14 protein-coding genes are annotated in these 14,945 nt (G+C 73.5%); all 14 read right to left on the bottom strand.

The genetic code is table 11. From position 1 onward, the window contains the following. Positions 1–6: 6 nt before the first annotated feature. On the bottom strand, positions 7–750 hold the full coding sequence (locus QP089_RS03220; RefSeq protein WP_285909660.1) for a maleate cis-trans isomerase family protein: 744 nt from the start codon (positions 748–750) through the stop codon (positions 7–9). Beyond that, positions 747–1,361 carry a hypothetical protein gene (locus QP089_RS03215; protein ID WP_285909659.1) on the bottom strand — a complete coding sequence of 205 codons (615 nt, stop codon included), beginning with the start codon at positions 1,359–1,361 and terminating at the stop codon, positions 747–749. Before QP089_RS03215 ends, QP089_RS03220 begins: the two co-directional genes overlap by 4 nt. After that, positions 1,358–2,137, bottom strand: a complete 780-nt coding sequence (locus tag QP089_RS03210; protein ID WP_285909657.1) for an SDR family oxidoreductase — start codon at positions 2,135–2,137, stop codon at positions 1,358–1,360. Before QP089_RS03210 ends, QP089_RS03215 begins: the two co-directional genes overlap by 4 nt. Further along, positions 2,134–3,084 (bottom strand): hypothetical protein, encoded by a 951-nt coding sequence (locus QP089_RS03205; RefSeq protein WP_285909655.1) that lies wholly within the window; start codon positions 3,082–3,084, stop codon positions 2,134–2,136. Before QP089_RS03205 ends, QP089_RS03210 begins: the two co-directional genes overlap by 4 nt. Continuing rightward, positions 3,077–3,823, bottom strand: a complete 747-nt coding sequence (locus QP089_RS03200; protein WP_285909654.1) for a hypothetical protein — start codon at positions 3,821–3,823, stop codon at positions 3,077–3,079. The genes QP089_RS03205 and QP089_RS03200 overlap by 8 nt, the downstream gene beginning before the upstream one ends. Then, entirely contained in the window at positions 3,820–4,983 is a 1,164-nt protein-coding gene (locus QP089_RS03195; protein ID WP_285909652.1) for an aromatic ring-hydroxylating dioxygenase subunit alpha, read from the bottom strand. The genes QP089_RS03200 and QP089_RS03195 overlap by 4 nt, the downstream gene beginning before the upstream one ends. A gap of 8 nt (positions 4,984–4,991) precedes the next feature. Next, positions 4,992–5,939 carry an alpha/beta hydrolase family protein gene (locus QP089_RS03190; RefSeq protein WP_285909651.1) on the bottom strand — a complete coding sequence of 316 codons (948 nt, stop codon included), beginning with the start codon at positions 5,937–5,939 and terminating at the stop codon, positions 4,992–4,994. Then, positions 5,936–6,757 carry an oxidoreductase gene (locus tag QP089_RS03185; RefSeq protein WP_285909650.1) on the bottom strand — a complete coding sequence of 274 codons (822 nt, stop codon included), beginning with the start codon at positions 6,755–6,757 and terminating at the stop codon, positions 5,936–5,938. The genes QP089_RS03190 and QP089_RS03185 overlap by 4 nt, the downstream gene beginning before the upstream one ends. After that, complete coding sequence (locus tag QP089_RS03180) at positions 6,754–8,388, bottom strand: nitrilase-related carbon-nitrogen hydrolase (protein ID WP_285909649.1); 1,635 nt, start codon at positions 8,386–8,388, stop codon at positions 6,754–6,756. Before QP089_RS03180 ends, QP089_RS03185 begins: the two co-directional genes overlap by 4 nt. A 130-nt stretch (positions 8,389–8,518) precedes the next feature. After that, positions 8,519–9,499, bottom strand: coding sequence for an alpha/beta fold hydrolase (locus QP089_RS03175; RefSeq protein WP_285909648.1), 981 nt, complete (start codon positions 9,497–9,499; stop codon positions 8,519–8,521). A 147-nt stretch (positions 9,500–9,646) separates the two neighbouring features. Then, on the bottom strand, positions 9,647–11,074 hold the full coding sequence (locus QP089_RS03170) for an aldehyde dehydrogenase family protein (RefSeq protein WP_285909647.1): 1,428 nt from the start codon (positions 11,072–11,074) through the stop codon (positions 9,647–9,649). Then, positions 11,074–12,213, bottom strand: coding sequence for an FAD-dependent oxidoreductase (locus tag QP089_RS03165; RefSeq protein ID WP_285909646.1), 1,140 nt, complete (start codon positions 12,211–12,213; stop codon positions 11,074–11,076). Before QP089_RS03165 ends, QP089_RS03170 begins: the two co-directional genes overlap by 1 nt. Then, complete coding sequence (locus QP089_RS03160; RefSeq protein ID WP_285909644.1) at positions 12,213–13,661, bottom strand: aldehyde dehydrogenase family protein; 1,449 nt, start codon at positions 13,659–13,661, stop codon at positions 12,213–12,215. Before QP089_RS03160 ends, QP089_RS03165 begins: the two co-directional genes overlap by 1 nt. Next, positions 13,658–14,941 carry an acyl-CoA dehydrogenase family protein gene (locus QP089_RS03155; protein ID WP_285909643.1) on the bottom strand — a complete coding sequence of 428 codons (1,284 nt, stop codon included), beginning with the start codon at positions 14,939–14,941 and terminating at the stop codon, positions 13,658–13,660. The genes QP089_RS03160 and QP089_RS03155 overlap by 4 nt, the downstream gene beginning before the upstream one ends. Positions 14,942–14,945 lie beyond the last annotated feature (4 nt).

The following is a 14,945-nucleotide window of genomic DNA, read 5'->3' as shown; positions in this document are numbered from 1 at the left end:
GCCGGGTCAGTGGTCGCGGAGCAGGGAGCCGGCGCCGAACACCTTGTCGTCGATGCCGTTGTCGCGGAGCGCCATCCACCAGGTGGCGGCGTTGATGGCGATGACGGGCAGGCCCAGCCACCGTTCGGCCTCGTCCGCCGTCGCGACCATCGACAGGTTGGTGCCGCACTGGACCAGGGCGTCGACCTCGCCCTCGGCCAGCGCGCGCAGCGCGGTGCGCAGCTCGGCCTCGGTGACGTGCGCGATCGACACGGCGGTCGGGCACTTCAGCCCGATGATCCGGTCGACCTCGAAGCCGATGTCGGTGAAGAACCGGCGGACGTTGGCGTCGCCGACCGGCTGGTAGGGGGTGACGACGCCGATGCGCCGCGCCCCGTAAAGCTTCAGGGCGCGCTCGCACGCTTCGGCGCCGGTCGCGACCCGCAGCCCGGTGATGTCGTGGATCTGCCTGACGAACTGCTTGTTGCCCTCGACGCCGCCCCAGAACGTCTCGGCGGACATGCCCATCACCATGTAGTCGGGCTCGCAGGTCAGGACCCGCTCGCAGGCCGCACCGATCTCGTCGCGGATCTGTTCCAGCAGCCGTTCCATCCCCGCATCCCCGGCCATGTTCTGATCGCGGATGTGGATGCGGGAGAAGTGGGACGTCACACCGGGGACGCCCATCCGGTGGAAGTCCGGTTCGACGATGGTGTTGGTGGACGGTGCGATCACGCCGAACTTGCGCCGCCAGCCGAGTGCGTCCGTCATGCGGCGACTCCCTCCTCGCTCCGGGCCGTCGTGGTGAGCCGCCAGGCGGCGAACGCGAAGGCCGCCTGGGCTAGCGTGTTGCAGGACTGCTCCGTCCATTGCAAGGCGGTGGACTGCTCGGCCCGCGCCGCCATCGGGCCGAGCACGTACTGTCCGGCCAGCCAGAGGCCGAAGAGCGTCGCCGCGAGCCGGTCGCCCGCTCGTGCGGCGGACCGCAGCAGCAGGACGGCGGCGACGGTCACCGCGATGATCGTCCAGACCATCGCGGGCCAGGTGTCGCGCTGCGCCGCCGAGGCCGCGAGCGCCGCCGCCAGCGGCACCGCGAACGCAGCGGGATGCGGCGGACGGGCCGCTTCCCGCGACAGCGCGACCGCCAGCGCGGTGAAGCCGGTCGCGAGCAGCGGGAACAGTGCGCCGTGCAGCCAGGGCAGGTCCGGGCCGTCCAGGGCGACGATCAGTTTCCAGGCGGCCTTGGCGAACCCGCCCGCCACGATCAGTGCGGCGGCGGTGGGCACCAGCGGGTGCCGGCGCCGCAGCAGCGCCACGCCGAGCGCGGTGAGCGCCACCGGCACGAAGTCCTCGGCGGCGAGCGCGGGCGGGTAGTCGCTCATGAGGCACCGAACAGGTCGCGCTTGCGCAGCGGGGCGAGCAGGAACCGGCCCACGATCTTGGGTGTGGTGAGCCAGGCGACCGTCCCGCCGTTCTTCGTCCCGGCCAGCACCCGGTCGGCCAGCCAGGGCGTCACCGTCTCCACCCGGTCGGCGAGGATGTTGAAGACCTTCTTGGCCTTCTCCAGTTCGTCGGGGGAGTAGCCGCTGGTCAGCAGGTCGGTGACGACCATGCCGGGCGACAGGTGCGCGACCTTGACCGGGCCGTCCCGGACCTCCTCGGCAAGGCCGGAGGTGAGGTAGCCGGTGCCGCGCTTGGTCGCCCCGTAGGCGATCAGGCCGGGGACGGTGCGGCCGTCGCTGCCGAGCCCGGCCATGTTCCAGACGGTGCCGCCGCCCTGAGCGGTCATCCCGCGCACCGCGACGGCGCTGCCGTGCATCACGCCGAGCAGGTTCGCCGCCACCAGGGTCTCGAGTTGCCCGGCGGGCAGTTCGGTGAGCGGACGGCGCGGCGTGGAGACCCCGGCGTTGTTGATCCAGTGGTCGATTCGCCCGAACGCCTCGGCCGCCGCGTCCCAGAGCGCCTGCACCTGGTCCCGGTCGGCCACGTCGCAGACCGCCCCGACCGCGCCGTCGCCGAGTTCGGCGAGGGCCTTGTCGACCGACTCGCGCGTCCGGCCGCAGACGGCGACGCGGGCGCCCCGCGCCAGGAACTCCCGCGCGAGGCCGAGACCGATCCCGCGGGTGCCGCCGGTGACGACCACCGCCGGTCCGGTCACGCGGCGGCCTCCCAGGTCAAGACGCCGTGCAGGACGGCGTCCAGGACGTTGCCCTTGAACAGCTCGTACACCACGGTGAGGGTCCGGCCCGCGCTCATCCCCGGCGCCGTGTCGATCATGAACTCGCGTCCCTTGACCTTCCACACGTCGGTGAAGTGCAGGACGGGGTAGTTGGCCCGGCCGAACGCCTGCGCGTTGCCCCAGGCGTCCGGGCCCTCGTAGAAGGAGCGGAACCCGTCGCGCCGGGCCTCCACGGTGTAGGTCCGGTCGACGGCGCCGGTCCAGGTGACGTGCTGGCGGGTGCGCAGCAGGTCGAGGGGTTGCAGCTCGATCGAGACCGTGACCTCGCCGGCCGGTTTCTGGTCAGCCCCCCACAACTCGCACGTTCCGCTGTACGCCCCGCGCTGCTTGGTCGGGAGGATGTAGGGGACCGGGCCGTTGCGGGTCTCGGCCGTGAGGAACCGGCCGATGGCGTCCCTGGTCTCGGCGTTGGAGTCGTAGTCGGTACTGCGCTTGTAGACGCCGTTGAAGCAGCCCACGACCGTCCAGCCCTGGTACAGCGTGGACGAATACACCTGCGTTTCACCGTCCGGCAGGACGTGGTTCCAGGTGTTGAGGTCGGCCTGCCAGCCCGGGCCGTAGTAATGCGCGTCGACGAACCCGCCGTAGGGCTGGCCGGTGCCGTGGAAGTCGGGACCGGTGTAGACCCGGTCGCTGTCGGAGTCGGTGACGCCGAACGCGAACGGTGCGCCGAGGCGGAACCGTCCGGCGAGCGGACCGCCGCCTTCCAGCCCGCCGTCCATGTAGTACGTGGTGACGCCGTCTTCGAAGACCGACGACCGGCGGATGTCCTCGTATCCGCGCCAGGTGCCGGTGGCGTCGAACAGCGACGGGCGGCCGTGCCATTCGCCCTCGATCCGGCTCTGCCACTCGCTGGGCTCAGGCATCGGCGCGCTCCCCTCCCGGCAGGTCGTTGGTCAGCAGCTCGGCGCGCAACTCCTCAGCCTGTTCGTCGCCGAGCAGCCGGGCGACGTTCCCCCACACCGGGTCGACCTCCGGGCTGAACAGGGCGGCGCGGTTGCGGGCGTCGCGCGCGGCGAGGTCGGTGTCGGCGAGCGTGGTGCGGACGTCGTCGGGGACGTCCTTCACCAGCAGGTCGCGCCAGTGCTCGACGTAGCGGTCGAGGTAGGCGCCCATCGCCGCGAAGTGCTCCTCGTCGGCCCGGTCGACGAGCATCCAGGGCGACATCATGGCGTGCTGGCGCGGGCCGATCGCGGCCGTGGACGGGCCGAACCGCTCCCGGACCTCCTCGTACACCGGCGTGAGCGGCTGGAACACCGCGTTGACGTACTCCAGGTGCGCGCCCAGGTCGGCGCGCGGCACGAGGTCGATGTGGTAGGCGAGGTAGCCGTCGGCCCGCACCGAGTCGAGCGTGAAGTGCGGGACGGCCGAGTCCGCGCCGGTGAACGCGAAGATCATGTGGCTGTCCATGCCGATCTGCTCCACGGTCAGGCCGATGCGGACGACCTTGGCGATCCGCTCGCCGCGCAGCACCGTCAGCGCGCCGACCGGCTCGGGGAACATCGGGCTGATGAGGTCCTTCTCGCGGACCGTCGCCAGCTTCTCGACGCCGGCCAGCACCGCCAGCGTCCGGTCGCTCAGTGCCTTGGGCGGCGACACGCTCACTCGTTCTCTCCTTCGGTGGCGGTGTTCTCGCCTGCGGGAGCATCCGCGGGGACCGGGTCGCCGCCGCGGGCGCGGTGCTGCCAGGCGCGGGCCAGCTCCGGGTCCTCCCGCCGGGCGGGGGAGGGGATCACGGTCGCGCTGCCGCGCGCGCCGTTGACCGGCAGGTGCGCTTCGTCGCCGATCCACCAGCCTGCGGCCATCAGCTGCCGGCGCCGCCGCCGGTAGGCGACCTGCAGGGAGTCGCTGCGCAAGTGCAGCTCGTCGGCCAGGTCGTAGGGCAGCAGCTCCGGCCGCTGGCTCTGGACGACCGGCTTGTCCTGCAGCAGGATGCTGCGGATCCGCTTGCGGGCGTCGCGGTCGGCCCACCGGCCGGTGAAGAAGTTCCGGTACCCGACGATCTTGACGAGGGTGCGGTTCCGATCCAGAGGGACGTTGTGGTCGTAGAGGATCATGTCGCCGAACGGCAGCCGGACGTGTAGCTTCACGATGTTGGGCAGGTACCAGCCGTTGGTGACCAGCACCTCCTCCGGCTTCTCCTTGTAGAGCCGCGACCACAGGCCCTTCGCGGGCGGCGGGCTGAGGCCGATGTCGGCGACCGCCGACCAGTCGTCCTGGACGATCTCGTAGTCGGGGATCTCCGGCTTGTCCGGGTTGCCGAACCGGGTGCCGTGCACGAACGGGGTATGCGAGGCGTCCACGACGTTCTCGAACGTCCGCTCATAGTTGGCCTCGATGACCATCTCGACGTACACGGTGGCGAAGGACGGGTCGTCGTGCTCGGGGAAGTGCGGGATGGGCGGACGCTCGTGCTCCGGCAGGTCGCCGAGGAACGCCCAGATCAGCCCGTACTCCTCGCGGATGGGATAGGAGTCGACGCGGGCCTTCTTCGGGATGCCGCGTCCCGGCGGGTTCGCGGGGATCCTGCTGCACGCGCCGTCCGGCTCGTACTGCCACCCGTGGTACGGGCAGGCGATCTTGTCGCCGATCAGCTTGCCCGCCGACAGCGCGGCTCCCCGGTGCACGCACAGGTCGGACAGGCACACCACCTCGCCGTCGCGCTTGCGGTACAGGACGAAGTCCTGGCCCAGGCATGTCACGCGCCTCGGGGCCCGGCAAACGCGGTCCGCGAACTCGACCGCGTACCAGAAGTTCTTGAGCATGGTGGCTCCTATCGGCGCCGCAGGTCGATGAGCGTCGGGTCGGCGGACGGGGCCACGTCGTCCCCGCGCACGTGGGCGCGCAGGAAGCCGACGGTCAGGTCCGTGAAGGCGCGGCGGGCCGCGGCGGGATCGGTCTCGGGCTCCAGGTCGAGGAACGCGCGGGCGGCGGTCGGGTCGACCGGCTCCGCGACCGCGAAGTGGTTGGCGCCGCGCACGACGGCGAGCAGGTCGCGTGGGTCGTGCAGGGCCTCGGTAAAGGTGCGGCTGACGGGGTCGGACGGGGCGTCCTGGCCGTACCGGTCGGAGCTGCCCATGATGACGCCGTCCCGCGTGCCGACGCCCAGCAGCACCGGACAGTCGACCTGCGCGGGCAGGACGGTGCCGGCGGGCCAACCCAGCATGGTGGCGACCATGGTGTGCGTCCCGTAGGCGAAGCAGGCACGGACCCCGGGGATGAACCGGGCCGACTGGAGCACCACGGTGCCGCCCGCCGAATGCCCGCCGAGCGCGACGCGGTCCAGGTCGAGCGCCCCCTTGAGCAGGTCGATCCCGCCGAGCGCGTCGAGGACGGCGGGAATGGCGGGGCAGGTCGGCCGGGTGCCGTAGGCATCGGGCCGTGCGGCGTCCAGATCGACGCCGGGGGTGAGGCCGTACCGGCCGCCGAAAAGCTCCGCGACCCGGTCGAACGTCACCACGGCGAAGCCCGCGGCGGCGATGGCGGACGCCAGCGGCCGGTAGACCGCCTGCTCGACGTTCACGCCGGAGCAGAACACGACGACCGGGTACGGGGCGCCCGCCGGATCGGGCGGGAACTCCCCGGAGAGCCGCTCGGCGTCGGTGCCCTCCGCGCGGGCCGGGTAGTACACCTTCAGGTGCGCGGTGCCGAACGGCGCGGTGCCGCCGGTGTCCGCCGACCACCACATCGACCGGACGCCGGTGCCGCCGGACGCGTTCACGGGCGGGGCAGCTCTCGGTCGCCGCCCCACAGGGCGCGGACGAGGCGGTCGGTGGTCTCCTGCCCGAAGTAGCGGACGCCCATCACGTTCGCGGGGTCGCGTTCGGCAATGTTGCGGCGGGTGGCGAGGTCGGCGGCGGCGAGCGCGGCGCAGTCCGCGTCGGGGACGGGCTCGGCCGCCTCGACCCAGCCGAGCCAGCGGTCCACGTGCTCAGTCAGCAGCCGCTCGACCAGGTCGATGTTCTTGTCCGACCGGGGGAACGAGTAGCAGTGCGCGGTGGGGGACAGGCTCGCCCGGATGAACCCCGCCCGGCTGGTGAACCACTCCAGTTCCGGGTTGTCCTCCCGCACCGCCAGCCAGCCGCTGTTGAGCGGCTCGTAGTACGCGTCGTAGTAGGCGCCGTCGGCCAGGAGGTTGGTGCGCGGCACGGAGTCGACGTAGAACCAGCCCTCTGGCCACACCAGCAGCGCTATGCCCAGGTGCGGCACCCGGACGTGCGGGCCGAGCCAGACCGTCAGGTGCAGGTTGGCGAACCCGGCCGCCGGGTTGCCGAGCCACGAGTGGACCATCCAGTCGACCTCGGGCCCGCTGTAGGCGGCCAGGCTCCCGCCGGGGCTCTCGGGCGGGTTCCCGTACGACTCCAAGGCCTCGGTGGACGGGTCGCGTGCCAGCTCGAACCGCGCGTCGATCCGCGCCTTGAGCCCGGCGAGGATCGTCTTGTAGCGGTGGAAGGTCTCGGTCACGTCGACGACGGGGGAGCCGTCCACCATCTGCTCGACGTGCCGAAGGGTCTCTTTCGACTCCGGGGTTTCCTTCAACGGAGCGCTCCGCTCGGTGCGTCGTCGGCCAGCGCGGCGACCGCGTGCGCGGGACGCCCGCCGACCAGGTCGGTGTTCTTGGATACGAGCCGGTTGACGGCCTGGGCGGGATGGATCGCCGCGACGGTGAGCGGTTCGGTGGCGCGGGTGACGAGGGGGTGGCTGATGCGGCCCTCGAACGGGCCCTGCCACGACGTCCAGAGGCTGAAGTCGGTGGGGAGCGCCAGGATCAGGCCGTCCCGCGGTCCGGAGGCGACGACGTTCAGCCGGTTCTCGGCGGCGCGCTCGGGCAGTCCGAGGGCGGTCTCCCAGTCCTGCGCGGGCGTGAACGGGACCGCGACGGCGTCCGCGTCGGCGATGGCGGCGAGTCGGAAGACCTCGGGGTAGAGGGCGTCGTCGCCGGTGACGAGCGCGAGCCGTCCCCAGGGGAGCGTGAAGACGTCCAGCCGCTCGCCGTACTCCGTCGCCCAGCCCGAGTGCCGGGCACTGGCGTGCAGTTGCGGTTGGCGTCCGGCCAGGCCGTCCGCGTTCACCAGATAGGCGGCGTGCGCGGCGCCTGCCCGCACGCTGGTCACCGCATGGGCGGTGGTGCCGTGGAGCGCGGCGGCAAGCTCCTCGACGACGGCGCCGGCATCGGCGTCGGGACCGAACGCCAGCTCCGGCAGGACGATCAGCTCGGCTCCCGCCTTCGCCGCCCGCCGCACCAGTTTTGGGGAGCGGACGACCGCCGCGTCCACCTTCTCGTCGCCCGGCGGGGCGGCGCGGGGGCGGGGCGTCTCGGCGATCGGGGCGTACAACCGCGGCCTGCGCGCCGCGAACGTGTCGGTGCCGTCGGGACGGGTCTTGCGGTCGGCGAGCGACGGGTCGATGTCGGCGACGACGACGGCCTCGCCGGTGCGCGGCCCCTTCGCGACGACTGTCCCGTCGGGGGCGACGATCTGGCTCTCGCCCGCGCCGTCCAGCAGGTCCGGCGGGACGCCGAGACGCTCGGCGATCGCGGGCAGGAGGGCGGGGGGCAGCAGCGGGCCGACCTTGTTGGCCGCCACCACCCACACGTGGTTCTCGGCGGCGCGGACCGGCACGTGCAGGCTCGCCTCGTCGGTGGCGAACGAGTTGAGGCTGTTCAGCAGCACCTGCGCGCCGCGCACCGCCAGGTCGCGGGGGACGTCGCTGGTGACGCCCTCCATGCAGGCGTACATGCCGAGCCGGCCGTGCGGGGTGGCGATGACGGGGCCGGCGGCGGTGCCCGGATCGAGGTGGTCGCCTTCGGCGCCCATCAGCGTGAGCTTGTCGGAGCGGCCGAGCAGCGCGCCGTCCGGGCCGTACAGCAGGCTGCTCACGGTCACCCGGCCGTCGCCGCCGGCCAGCGTCACGTTGGCCTTGACGTGGACGCCGTGCGCGGCGGCGCGGGCCGCGATGGCGGTGAGGAACGGGCCGCCGATGGCGCAGGCGTGCCGTCGGGCGTCGTCGCGGTCGGCGTACCAGGACAGGCGGTTGCAGAACTCCGGCAGGACGATCAGGCGCGCGCCCTCGGCCACCGCCCGGTCCACCATGCGCAGGCAGGTGGCGAGGTTGGCGGGGACGTCGGGGCCCACCGCGAACTGGACGGCGGCCACCCGGACCGGACCCATCGGGCCTCCCGGTTCCTCTAGCGAAACGCTGTTTCCAAACTTTACAATCGGGGCGCGCCCTCCGCCAGATCCCGCGGGCGGAAACTTCCGGCCGCGGGACCCGGCGGGCGGTCCGCCGGACGCGGACGCGTCAGGAGGCTCCGGCCAGGGTCTGGATCAGGCCGGAGCCGAGCCTGCTCTGGTAATACGACCCGCCGGGCAGGTACGCGGCGGTCTGCGTGCCGTTGAAGGCGTCCTTCGCCCAGGCGACCGCGAACGTCTGCAGGGCCTCGACGTTCTTCGCCTGCGGCGTGCCGCAGGCGAGGGTCCCGACGGCGTCGGTACTGGCGCCCTCGGCGTCGGTGTGCTCGCCGTCGGTCAGCCGGACGCCGACGAACGGGGCGTGCACGTCGGCCTGGACGGCGTCCGTCCCGCTGCCGCTGTTGTTGCAGGTGCCGTCGGGCCCGGAGATCGTGCGGACTATGCGGCCGGTGCCGTCGACCGCCTTCAGCCCGGTGTCGAGGTTGTTCCCGATGAACGACTTCACCGGATCGAGCAGGACCAGGCCGCGCAGCCGCGCCCACGCCGCCGGACTGTCGCTGCGCAGCCGCCCGGCCACGTAGCTGACGGCCTCGCCGCCGGCCGAGTGCCCGGAGAAGACCAGCGAGCCCGGCAGCGCGAGGTCGGACCGTCCGGCCTGGGCCTTCGCCTTGGCGAAGCTGCGGCCGAGCTTGTCGGACGGGTCGGACATCTTGGCGAACAGGTCGGCGACGTTGCCCAGGAAGTCGGTGTTGTTGCCGAGGTTCTGCAGGGTGCAGCCGTACAGGTTCGCCGTGGGGAGGGTGGGGGCGAAGACGAGGTAACCGGCTGCGGCGTACTTGGACGCCAGGTCCGCGACGTTGTCGTTGGAGCGGGCGAAGCCGTGCTGGAGCCACACCAGGCCCTGCGGCGCGCCGGCGGGGAAGTACCAGTCCGCGCTCTGGTTGAGGATCGTGAACGCGCAGCGGATCTCGACGGTGGTCTGGACGCGGGTGGCGGCGGCGTGGGCGGGGGAGAGGGGGCCGAGGGCGGTCAGGGCGAGGGTGGCGGCGCTGGTCGCGGCGAGGGTCCGGACGGCGTGGACGGCGCGCATGCTGCCTCCGAAGGCAACCACTCTGTTTCTTCTATGGAAACAGAGTTTCCAATATGGCCCCCTTATTAAGCACCTCGGGGGCCGGGAAGGCAATGGGGCGGCGCCGCGATCGGGTAACGATGCGCCGGACGGTGCGGCGACGGGCGGTCACGAGGGATACGCGCCCGCGCTCATCCCGGTGCCGCCCGCGCGGAACGCGGCGGGTGCGTGGATCGCGCAGGTCTGCACGTACTCCAGCAGGCCCTCGGCGCCGTACTCGCGGCCGTGCCCGCTGCGCTTCACCCCGCCGAACGGCGCGCGCAGCGCCATCCCGGTGCGGTTGTGGGTGTTGACGAACGTGAAGCCGGCCTCGAACCGGCGGGCGAACGCGAACGCGCGGTCCTCGTCGGCCGACCATACCGAGGCGCCGAGACCGAGGTCGCCGGCATTGGCGCGCTCCACCACCTCGTCCTCGTCGTCGTAGGCCAGCAGCGGTACGACTGGGCCGAACTGCTCCCCGGCGACCACCGGCGCGTCGTCGTCCACGTCCGTGACCAGGGAGGGCCGGACGAAATACCCGCGCTCCATCTCGATCCGCACGGCGCCCAGCTCCGCGACGGTGCCGCCCCGCCGCCCCGAATCGGCGACGAGCCCCCGAACCCGGTCGGCGGCGTCGGCCGAGATGACCGGGCCGACCGTCGTGCCGTGGTGCAGGGGGTCGCCTAGCACCAGCGTCCGTTGCGCCGCCGCGACATAGGCGTCACGGACCTCGGCCAGCCGCGACCTCGGGGCGAACAGACGCTTGGCGGCCATGCAGACCTGGCCGGCGGTGGCGAAGGACGCCATGACGAGGCGGTCCATCGCCGCGTCGGTGAGGTCCGCGTCGTCCAGCAGCACGACCGGGTCGTTGCCGCCGAGTTCCAGCAGCACCGGGGTGATCGCCTTGGCTGCGGCCGTCCCGATGGCGCGGCCCGCCTCGGCGCCGCCGGTGAACGCGACCCGGTGCACGCGGGGATGCCCGGCCAGCGCCCGCGCCGTCGCGGCGCCCCCGTGCACGACCCGGACGAGCCCTGGCGGGAACGCCTCCAGCACGCGGCCGACCACGAGCGGCGCGAGCGGCGACGGCTTGACCACGACCGTGTTGCCCGCCGCCAGCGCGGGCCCCGCCTTGAGCAGGGTGAGGATGATGGGCGCGTTCCACGGGGTGATGGCCGCGACCACGCCGTACGGGCGGTGCCGCAGGACGAGCCGTCCGGCGGCGTCGTCGGTCTCCCGGTCGGCGTACGCCGCCGGGGCGTGCTCGGCGGCCCAGCGCAGGTAGGAGGCGGCGAACCGGATCTCCCCGGCGCAGTCGGCGACCGGTTTGCCGGACTCGCGGGCCAACAGCTCGGCGACGCCGGGCATCGCGTCGACGGCCTCGGCGGCCCGCAGCAGCGCGGCGGCCCGCTCCTCGACCGGCACGCGGCACCAGTCGCGCTGCCGCGCCTCGGCGTCCCGGACGGCCCGGTCGACCTCCGCCGCGTCCGCCACCGGGACCCTGCCGACGACCTCCTCCGGCCGGGCCGGGTTCTCCCGGACGATCTCGCCGGCGGGCATCAGGCGACGTCCCGCAGCGAGGCGATCATCGACGTGCGCAGCAGGTGCCGCCGCGCCTCGGCGGGATCGGCGGCCAGCCTCCGCAGCTCGTCGTGGTAGCCGGCCGGATCGCGCATCCGCTCCCAGTTGCCGTGGGTCATCCGCCGCACGAACGACCGCGCCGTATCGCGGCGCGCCGCCGCGACGGCGTCGAGTGCCGCCTCCGGTCTGCCGCCCAGGACCTCCGCGAGCGCGCCGCCGAGCAGGACGGCATCGTGGATGCCGCTGTTCATCCCCATCCCGCCGAGCGGGTTGTTGACGTGCGCCGCGTCCCCGGCGAGCAGCACCCGCCCGGCGCGGAACGTCCCGGCGACGCGCTGGTGGACGCGGTACAGGCTGGCGTGCGCGACCTCCCATGGAGCGTCGGCGATCCCGCGCATCCGTTCCGGCAGCCGAATCAGTTCACGTGCGTCGGGCGTGCCCTCCGGGGTCGGGAACAGGACGCGCCAGTGGTCGGGGGTGCGCAGCAGCACCAGCCACTCGCCGGGGTCGAAGACGTAGTTCACCGCGGCGATGCCGGGCAGCAGGTCCTCGACGGCGGTCGCGGTCGAGGCGACCAGGAACCGCTCGGGGTAGGTCATGCCCGCGAACTCCACGCCGAGGGAGCGCCGCACCGCCGATCCGGCGCCGTCCGCGCCGATCAGCCAGGTGCCTCGGAACCGCTCGCCGCGCGCGGTCGTCACCTCCACGCCGCTCCCGTGCGCCAGCACCGTCCGCACGGCCGCGCCGAACCGCACCTCGCCGCCCGCGTCCAGAACCTCGTCGCGCAGGATCGGGGTGAGCTTGCTCTGCTCGCACTGCACGCGGAACGGGTACGGCGTGTCGCCCGACAGCACCGACAGGTCCAGTTCGGCGATGACACCGCCGCGCCGGTCCCGGTACTGGAAGGTGCGGGAGACGAGGCCGCGCTCCAGCAGCCGGTCCAGCACGCCGAGCCCGTCCAGCATCTCCAGCGACGGCGGATGGAACGTGGACGCGCGCGACTCGGCGGCCAGCTCCGGCTCCGCCTCCAGCACGGTGACGGGAACGCCGCGGCGCGCCAGGACGAGCGCGGCGGTGAGCCCGACCGGCCCCGCCCCGGCCACCAGCACCGGTGCCATCACGGTTCCCGGGAGTGCAGCGCGAAGCCGTCCTCCACGCCGACGACCTGCGGGTTGGTGAAGAAGCGCAGCGTCTCGGCCGTGCCCTCCTCGCCCAGCCCCGACGCGCCCCAGGCCGGGCGGGGCGCGAGCAGGTGCAGGCTCAGCACGCTGGACCCGTTGACCTTCACCTCCCCGGCGCGGATGCGCCGTGCCACGGCGAGCGCCGCGTCCTCGTCGGTGCCGGCCACGTACCCTTCCAGCCCGTACGCGGTGCCGTTGGCCAGCGCCAGGGCCTCGTCGAGCGTCCGGTAGGGGTGGACGGTGGCGACCGGCCCGAAGATCTCCTCGGTGGCGTCCCCCGGGTCCACGCCCGTGACGAGCGCGGGGGCCAGGTAGTTGCCCTCGTCCGGCACTTTTGTCGTGGAGAGGATCCGGCCCCCGAGCGCGTCGCGCCGCGCGGCGACGAGGTCGCGGTGCCGCGAGTGGACCAGCGGACCGAGGTCGGTGGCCTCGTCCAGCGGCGGACCCGCGCGCAGCGCCGCGAGCCGCTCGCCGATCGCGTCGAGGAGCGCGCCCTGGCGGCCTTCGGGCACGATGAGCCGGCCGAGCGCCCGGCACCACTGGCCGTTGAGCGTGGTGAGCAGGTCGACGGCGGCGCGGGCGGCCCGCCCGGTGTCGGCGTCCGGCATGACGACCAGGGGGTTGTTGCCGCCCAGCTCCAGTTGCACCGGCTTGATCCCGGCGGCGCAGGCGGCGGCGACGGACGCGCCGCCGACCACCCCGCCGGTGAAGGAGACCGCGCGGATCCGCGGGTCGGCGGCCAGCCGCGCACCGGTGCGGCCGTCGCCGTGGACGAGCTGGAAGACCCCGCCCGGCACGCCGCCGCCGGCCAGCACGTCCGCGACGACCTCGGCGAACCGCTGGCTCCCGTACGGTGCGTACTCGCTCGGCTTGAGGATCGCGGGGCAGCCCGCGGCGAGCGCGTTGGCCACCTTGTGCGCGGCCATCGGCGCGGGCGCGTTCCACGGGACCAGGCACAGGGCCGGGCCCCAGGGCAGCCGACGCACCTCGGCGGTGCGGCCGTCCTCGCGGGTGAAGGTCGCGTCGAGCCCGCCGCGCAGCTGCTCGGCGGCCAGCCGGAACGACCCCGACACGATCATTGCGAGCGGGGTCGTCTGGCGGATCGGGACGCCGGTCGCCGATGCCTCCAGGGCCGCGATCTCGCCCGTCACCGGTTCGAGGGCATCGGCGACCGCGTCCAGCAGGGCGGCGCGCTCGGCGGCGGGCCGCGCGGCCCAGCCGGCCGCCGCCTCTTCGGCCGCGGCCAGCGCCAGCTCGACCCGCTCGCCGCCGGTGACCCCGGCGGGACCGACCTGCTCGCCGGTGGCCGGATCCTCCAAGGCGGGGCCGTCCTCGGGCGACGCGGCCCAGGTCCCTGCGACGAGGTCGCGGTGCGGCGGGCTCATTGCGGGACGCTCGCGAACAACTCGTTCTCCTTGCTCTCGGTCACGATCTGCGCGGCCTCGAGCCTGCCCCGCTCCGCCGGGAACGTCATCACCAGGCCCATCGCGAGATCGCGCAGCGCCCGGCCGATGACGCCGTCCATCGTGGCCGCCGAGGTGCCGCACGCCTTGAACGCGCCCAGCACGACCTGGAAGCACGCCTCGGCGACGTCGCCCTTGGCGATCCGCCACTGCGCGTAGACCTCGGGCTTGGGGCGCAGGGGCGGCTCGGAGGTCTCCAGCTCCAGCTGGCGGCGGATCCACAGGTAGGCCGTCTCCAGCCGCTCGGTCATGTCGCCGATGATCACCTGGTGCATCGGCGAGGACGCGATCGGCCGCCCGGAGTCGGCGAACGTCCGGCGGGTGAGCCGCTCGACGGCGAAGTCGTAGACGTTCTGCGCCGCGCCCAGGTAGCAGGCCGAGATGGCCAGCTGGTTGCCGACGAAGCTGCCCCGGCTCATCCGCAGCATCCGCGCGAACGCGCCGGGCACCGTCAGCGCCTCGTCCGCCGGGACGAACACGTCGGTGAGCGTCACGCCGTGGTTGTTGGACGCCCGCATCCCGAGCCCGTTCCACGGCTGCCGGGAGGCGACACCCGGAGCCTCGCGCGGCACCAGGAACAGCGCGAGGCCGTCGGCGCCGGAGGTGCCGTCGAGCCGCGCGGTCACCAGGTAGGTGTCGGCGACGCCGGTCGCGCAGCCGAACGACTTCACGCCGTTGAGCCGCCAGCCGCCGTCGGCCGGGGTGGCGGTGGTGGCGATCGCGATGTTCGCGCTCGACGACTTCACCTCCTCGCTGGCGAAGTTGGCCATCCACGTCCCGGCGGCCATCCGGCTCAGCACCTTCTCGGCGAACGCCCGCACGGGCTTGACCTCGACGTCGCCGCTGAACAGGCCGGCCTCGACCGCCTCCAGCGGCAGCAGGCCGCGCGAGGCGCTGGTGTTGTGGAAGAAGTACGACAGCGCCGTGGACGGGCAGGCGGTGCCCATCGCGTAGGTGGCGGCGGCCAGGTCGCGCAGGCCGCCGCCGAGCCCGCCGTACTCGGCGGGCACCACCAGGCCGAGCAGCCCGGCCTCGCGCAGCAGCGCGACGTGCCCGGCGGGGAACGCGGCGTCGGCGTCGGCCGCCGCGGCCGCCTCGCGCAGCCGCGGCAGCACCGCCTCCACGCGCCCGGCGCGGTCCCGCTCGGCATCGGTCATCGTCTCGACGAGCCGTTCACCGGTCAGCGTCGTCGGCTGGGTCATCGGG

The sequence above is a fragment of the Actinomadura opuntiae genome, from assembly GCF_030283205.1.
Taxonomy (GTDB): domain Bacteria; phylum Actinomycetota; class Actinomycetes; order Streptosporangiales; family Streptosporangiaceae; genus Spirillospora.
The sequence above is the reverse complement of the archived record's forward strand: the minus strand, read 5'-3'. Positions and strand labels throughout refer to the sequence as shown.

Excerpts from the sequence above, each read along its gene's own strand:
- QP089_RS03220 (WP_285909660.1), bottom strand. The coding sequence starts at position 750 with ATGACGGACGCACTCGGCTGGCGGCGCAAGTTCGGCGTGATCGCACCG.
- QP089_RS03215 (WP_285909659.1), bottom strand. The coding sequence starts at position 1,361 with ATGAGCGACTACCCGCCCGCGCTCGCCGCCGAGGACTTCGTGCCGGTG.
- QP089_RS03205 (WP_285909655.1), bottom strand. The coding sequence starts at position 3,084 with ATGCCTGAGCCCAGCGAGTGGCAGAGCCGGATCGAGGGCGAATGGCAC.
- QP089_RS03195 (WP_285909652.1), bottom strand. The coding sequence starts at position 4,983 with ATGCTCAAGAACTTCTGGTACGCGGTCGAGTTCGCGGACCGCGTTTGC.
- QP089_RS03180 (WP_285909649.1), bottom strand. The coding sequence starts at position 8,388 with ATGGGTCCGGTCCGGGTGGCCGCCGTCCAGTTCGCGGTGGGCCCCGAC.
- QP089_RS03175 (WP_285909648.1), bottom strand. The coding sequence starts at position 9,499 with ATGCGCGCCGTCCACGCCGTCCGGACCCTCGCCGCGACCAGCGCCGCC.
- QP089_RS03170 (WP_285909647.1), bottom strand. The coding sequence starts at position 11,074 with ATGCCCGCCGGCGAGATCGTCCGGGAGAACCCGGCCCGGCCGGAGGAG.
- QP089_RS03165 (WP_285909646.1), bottom strand. The coding sequence starts at position 12,213 with ATGGCACCGGTGCTGGTGGCCGGGGCGGGGCCGGTCGGGCTCACCGCC.
- QP089_RS03160 (WP_285909644.1), bottom strand. The coding sequence starts at position 13,661 with ATGAGCCCGCCGCACCGCGACCTCGTCGCAGGGACCTGGGCCGCGTCG.
- QP089_RS03155 (WP_285909643.1), bottom strand. The coding sequence starts at position 14,941 with ATGACCCAGCCGACGACGCTGACCGGTGAACGGCTCGTCGAGACGATG.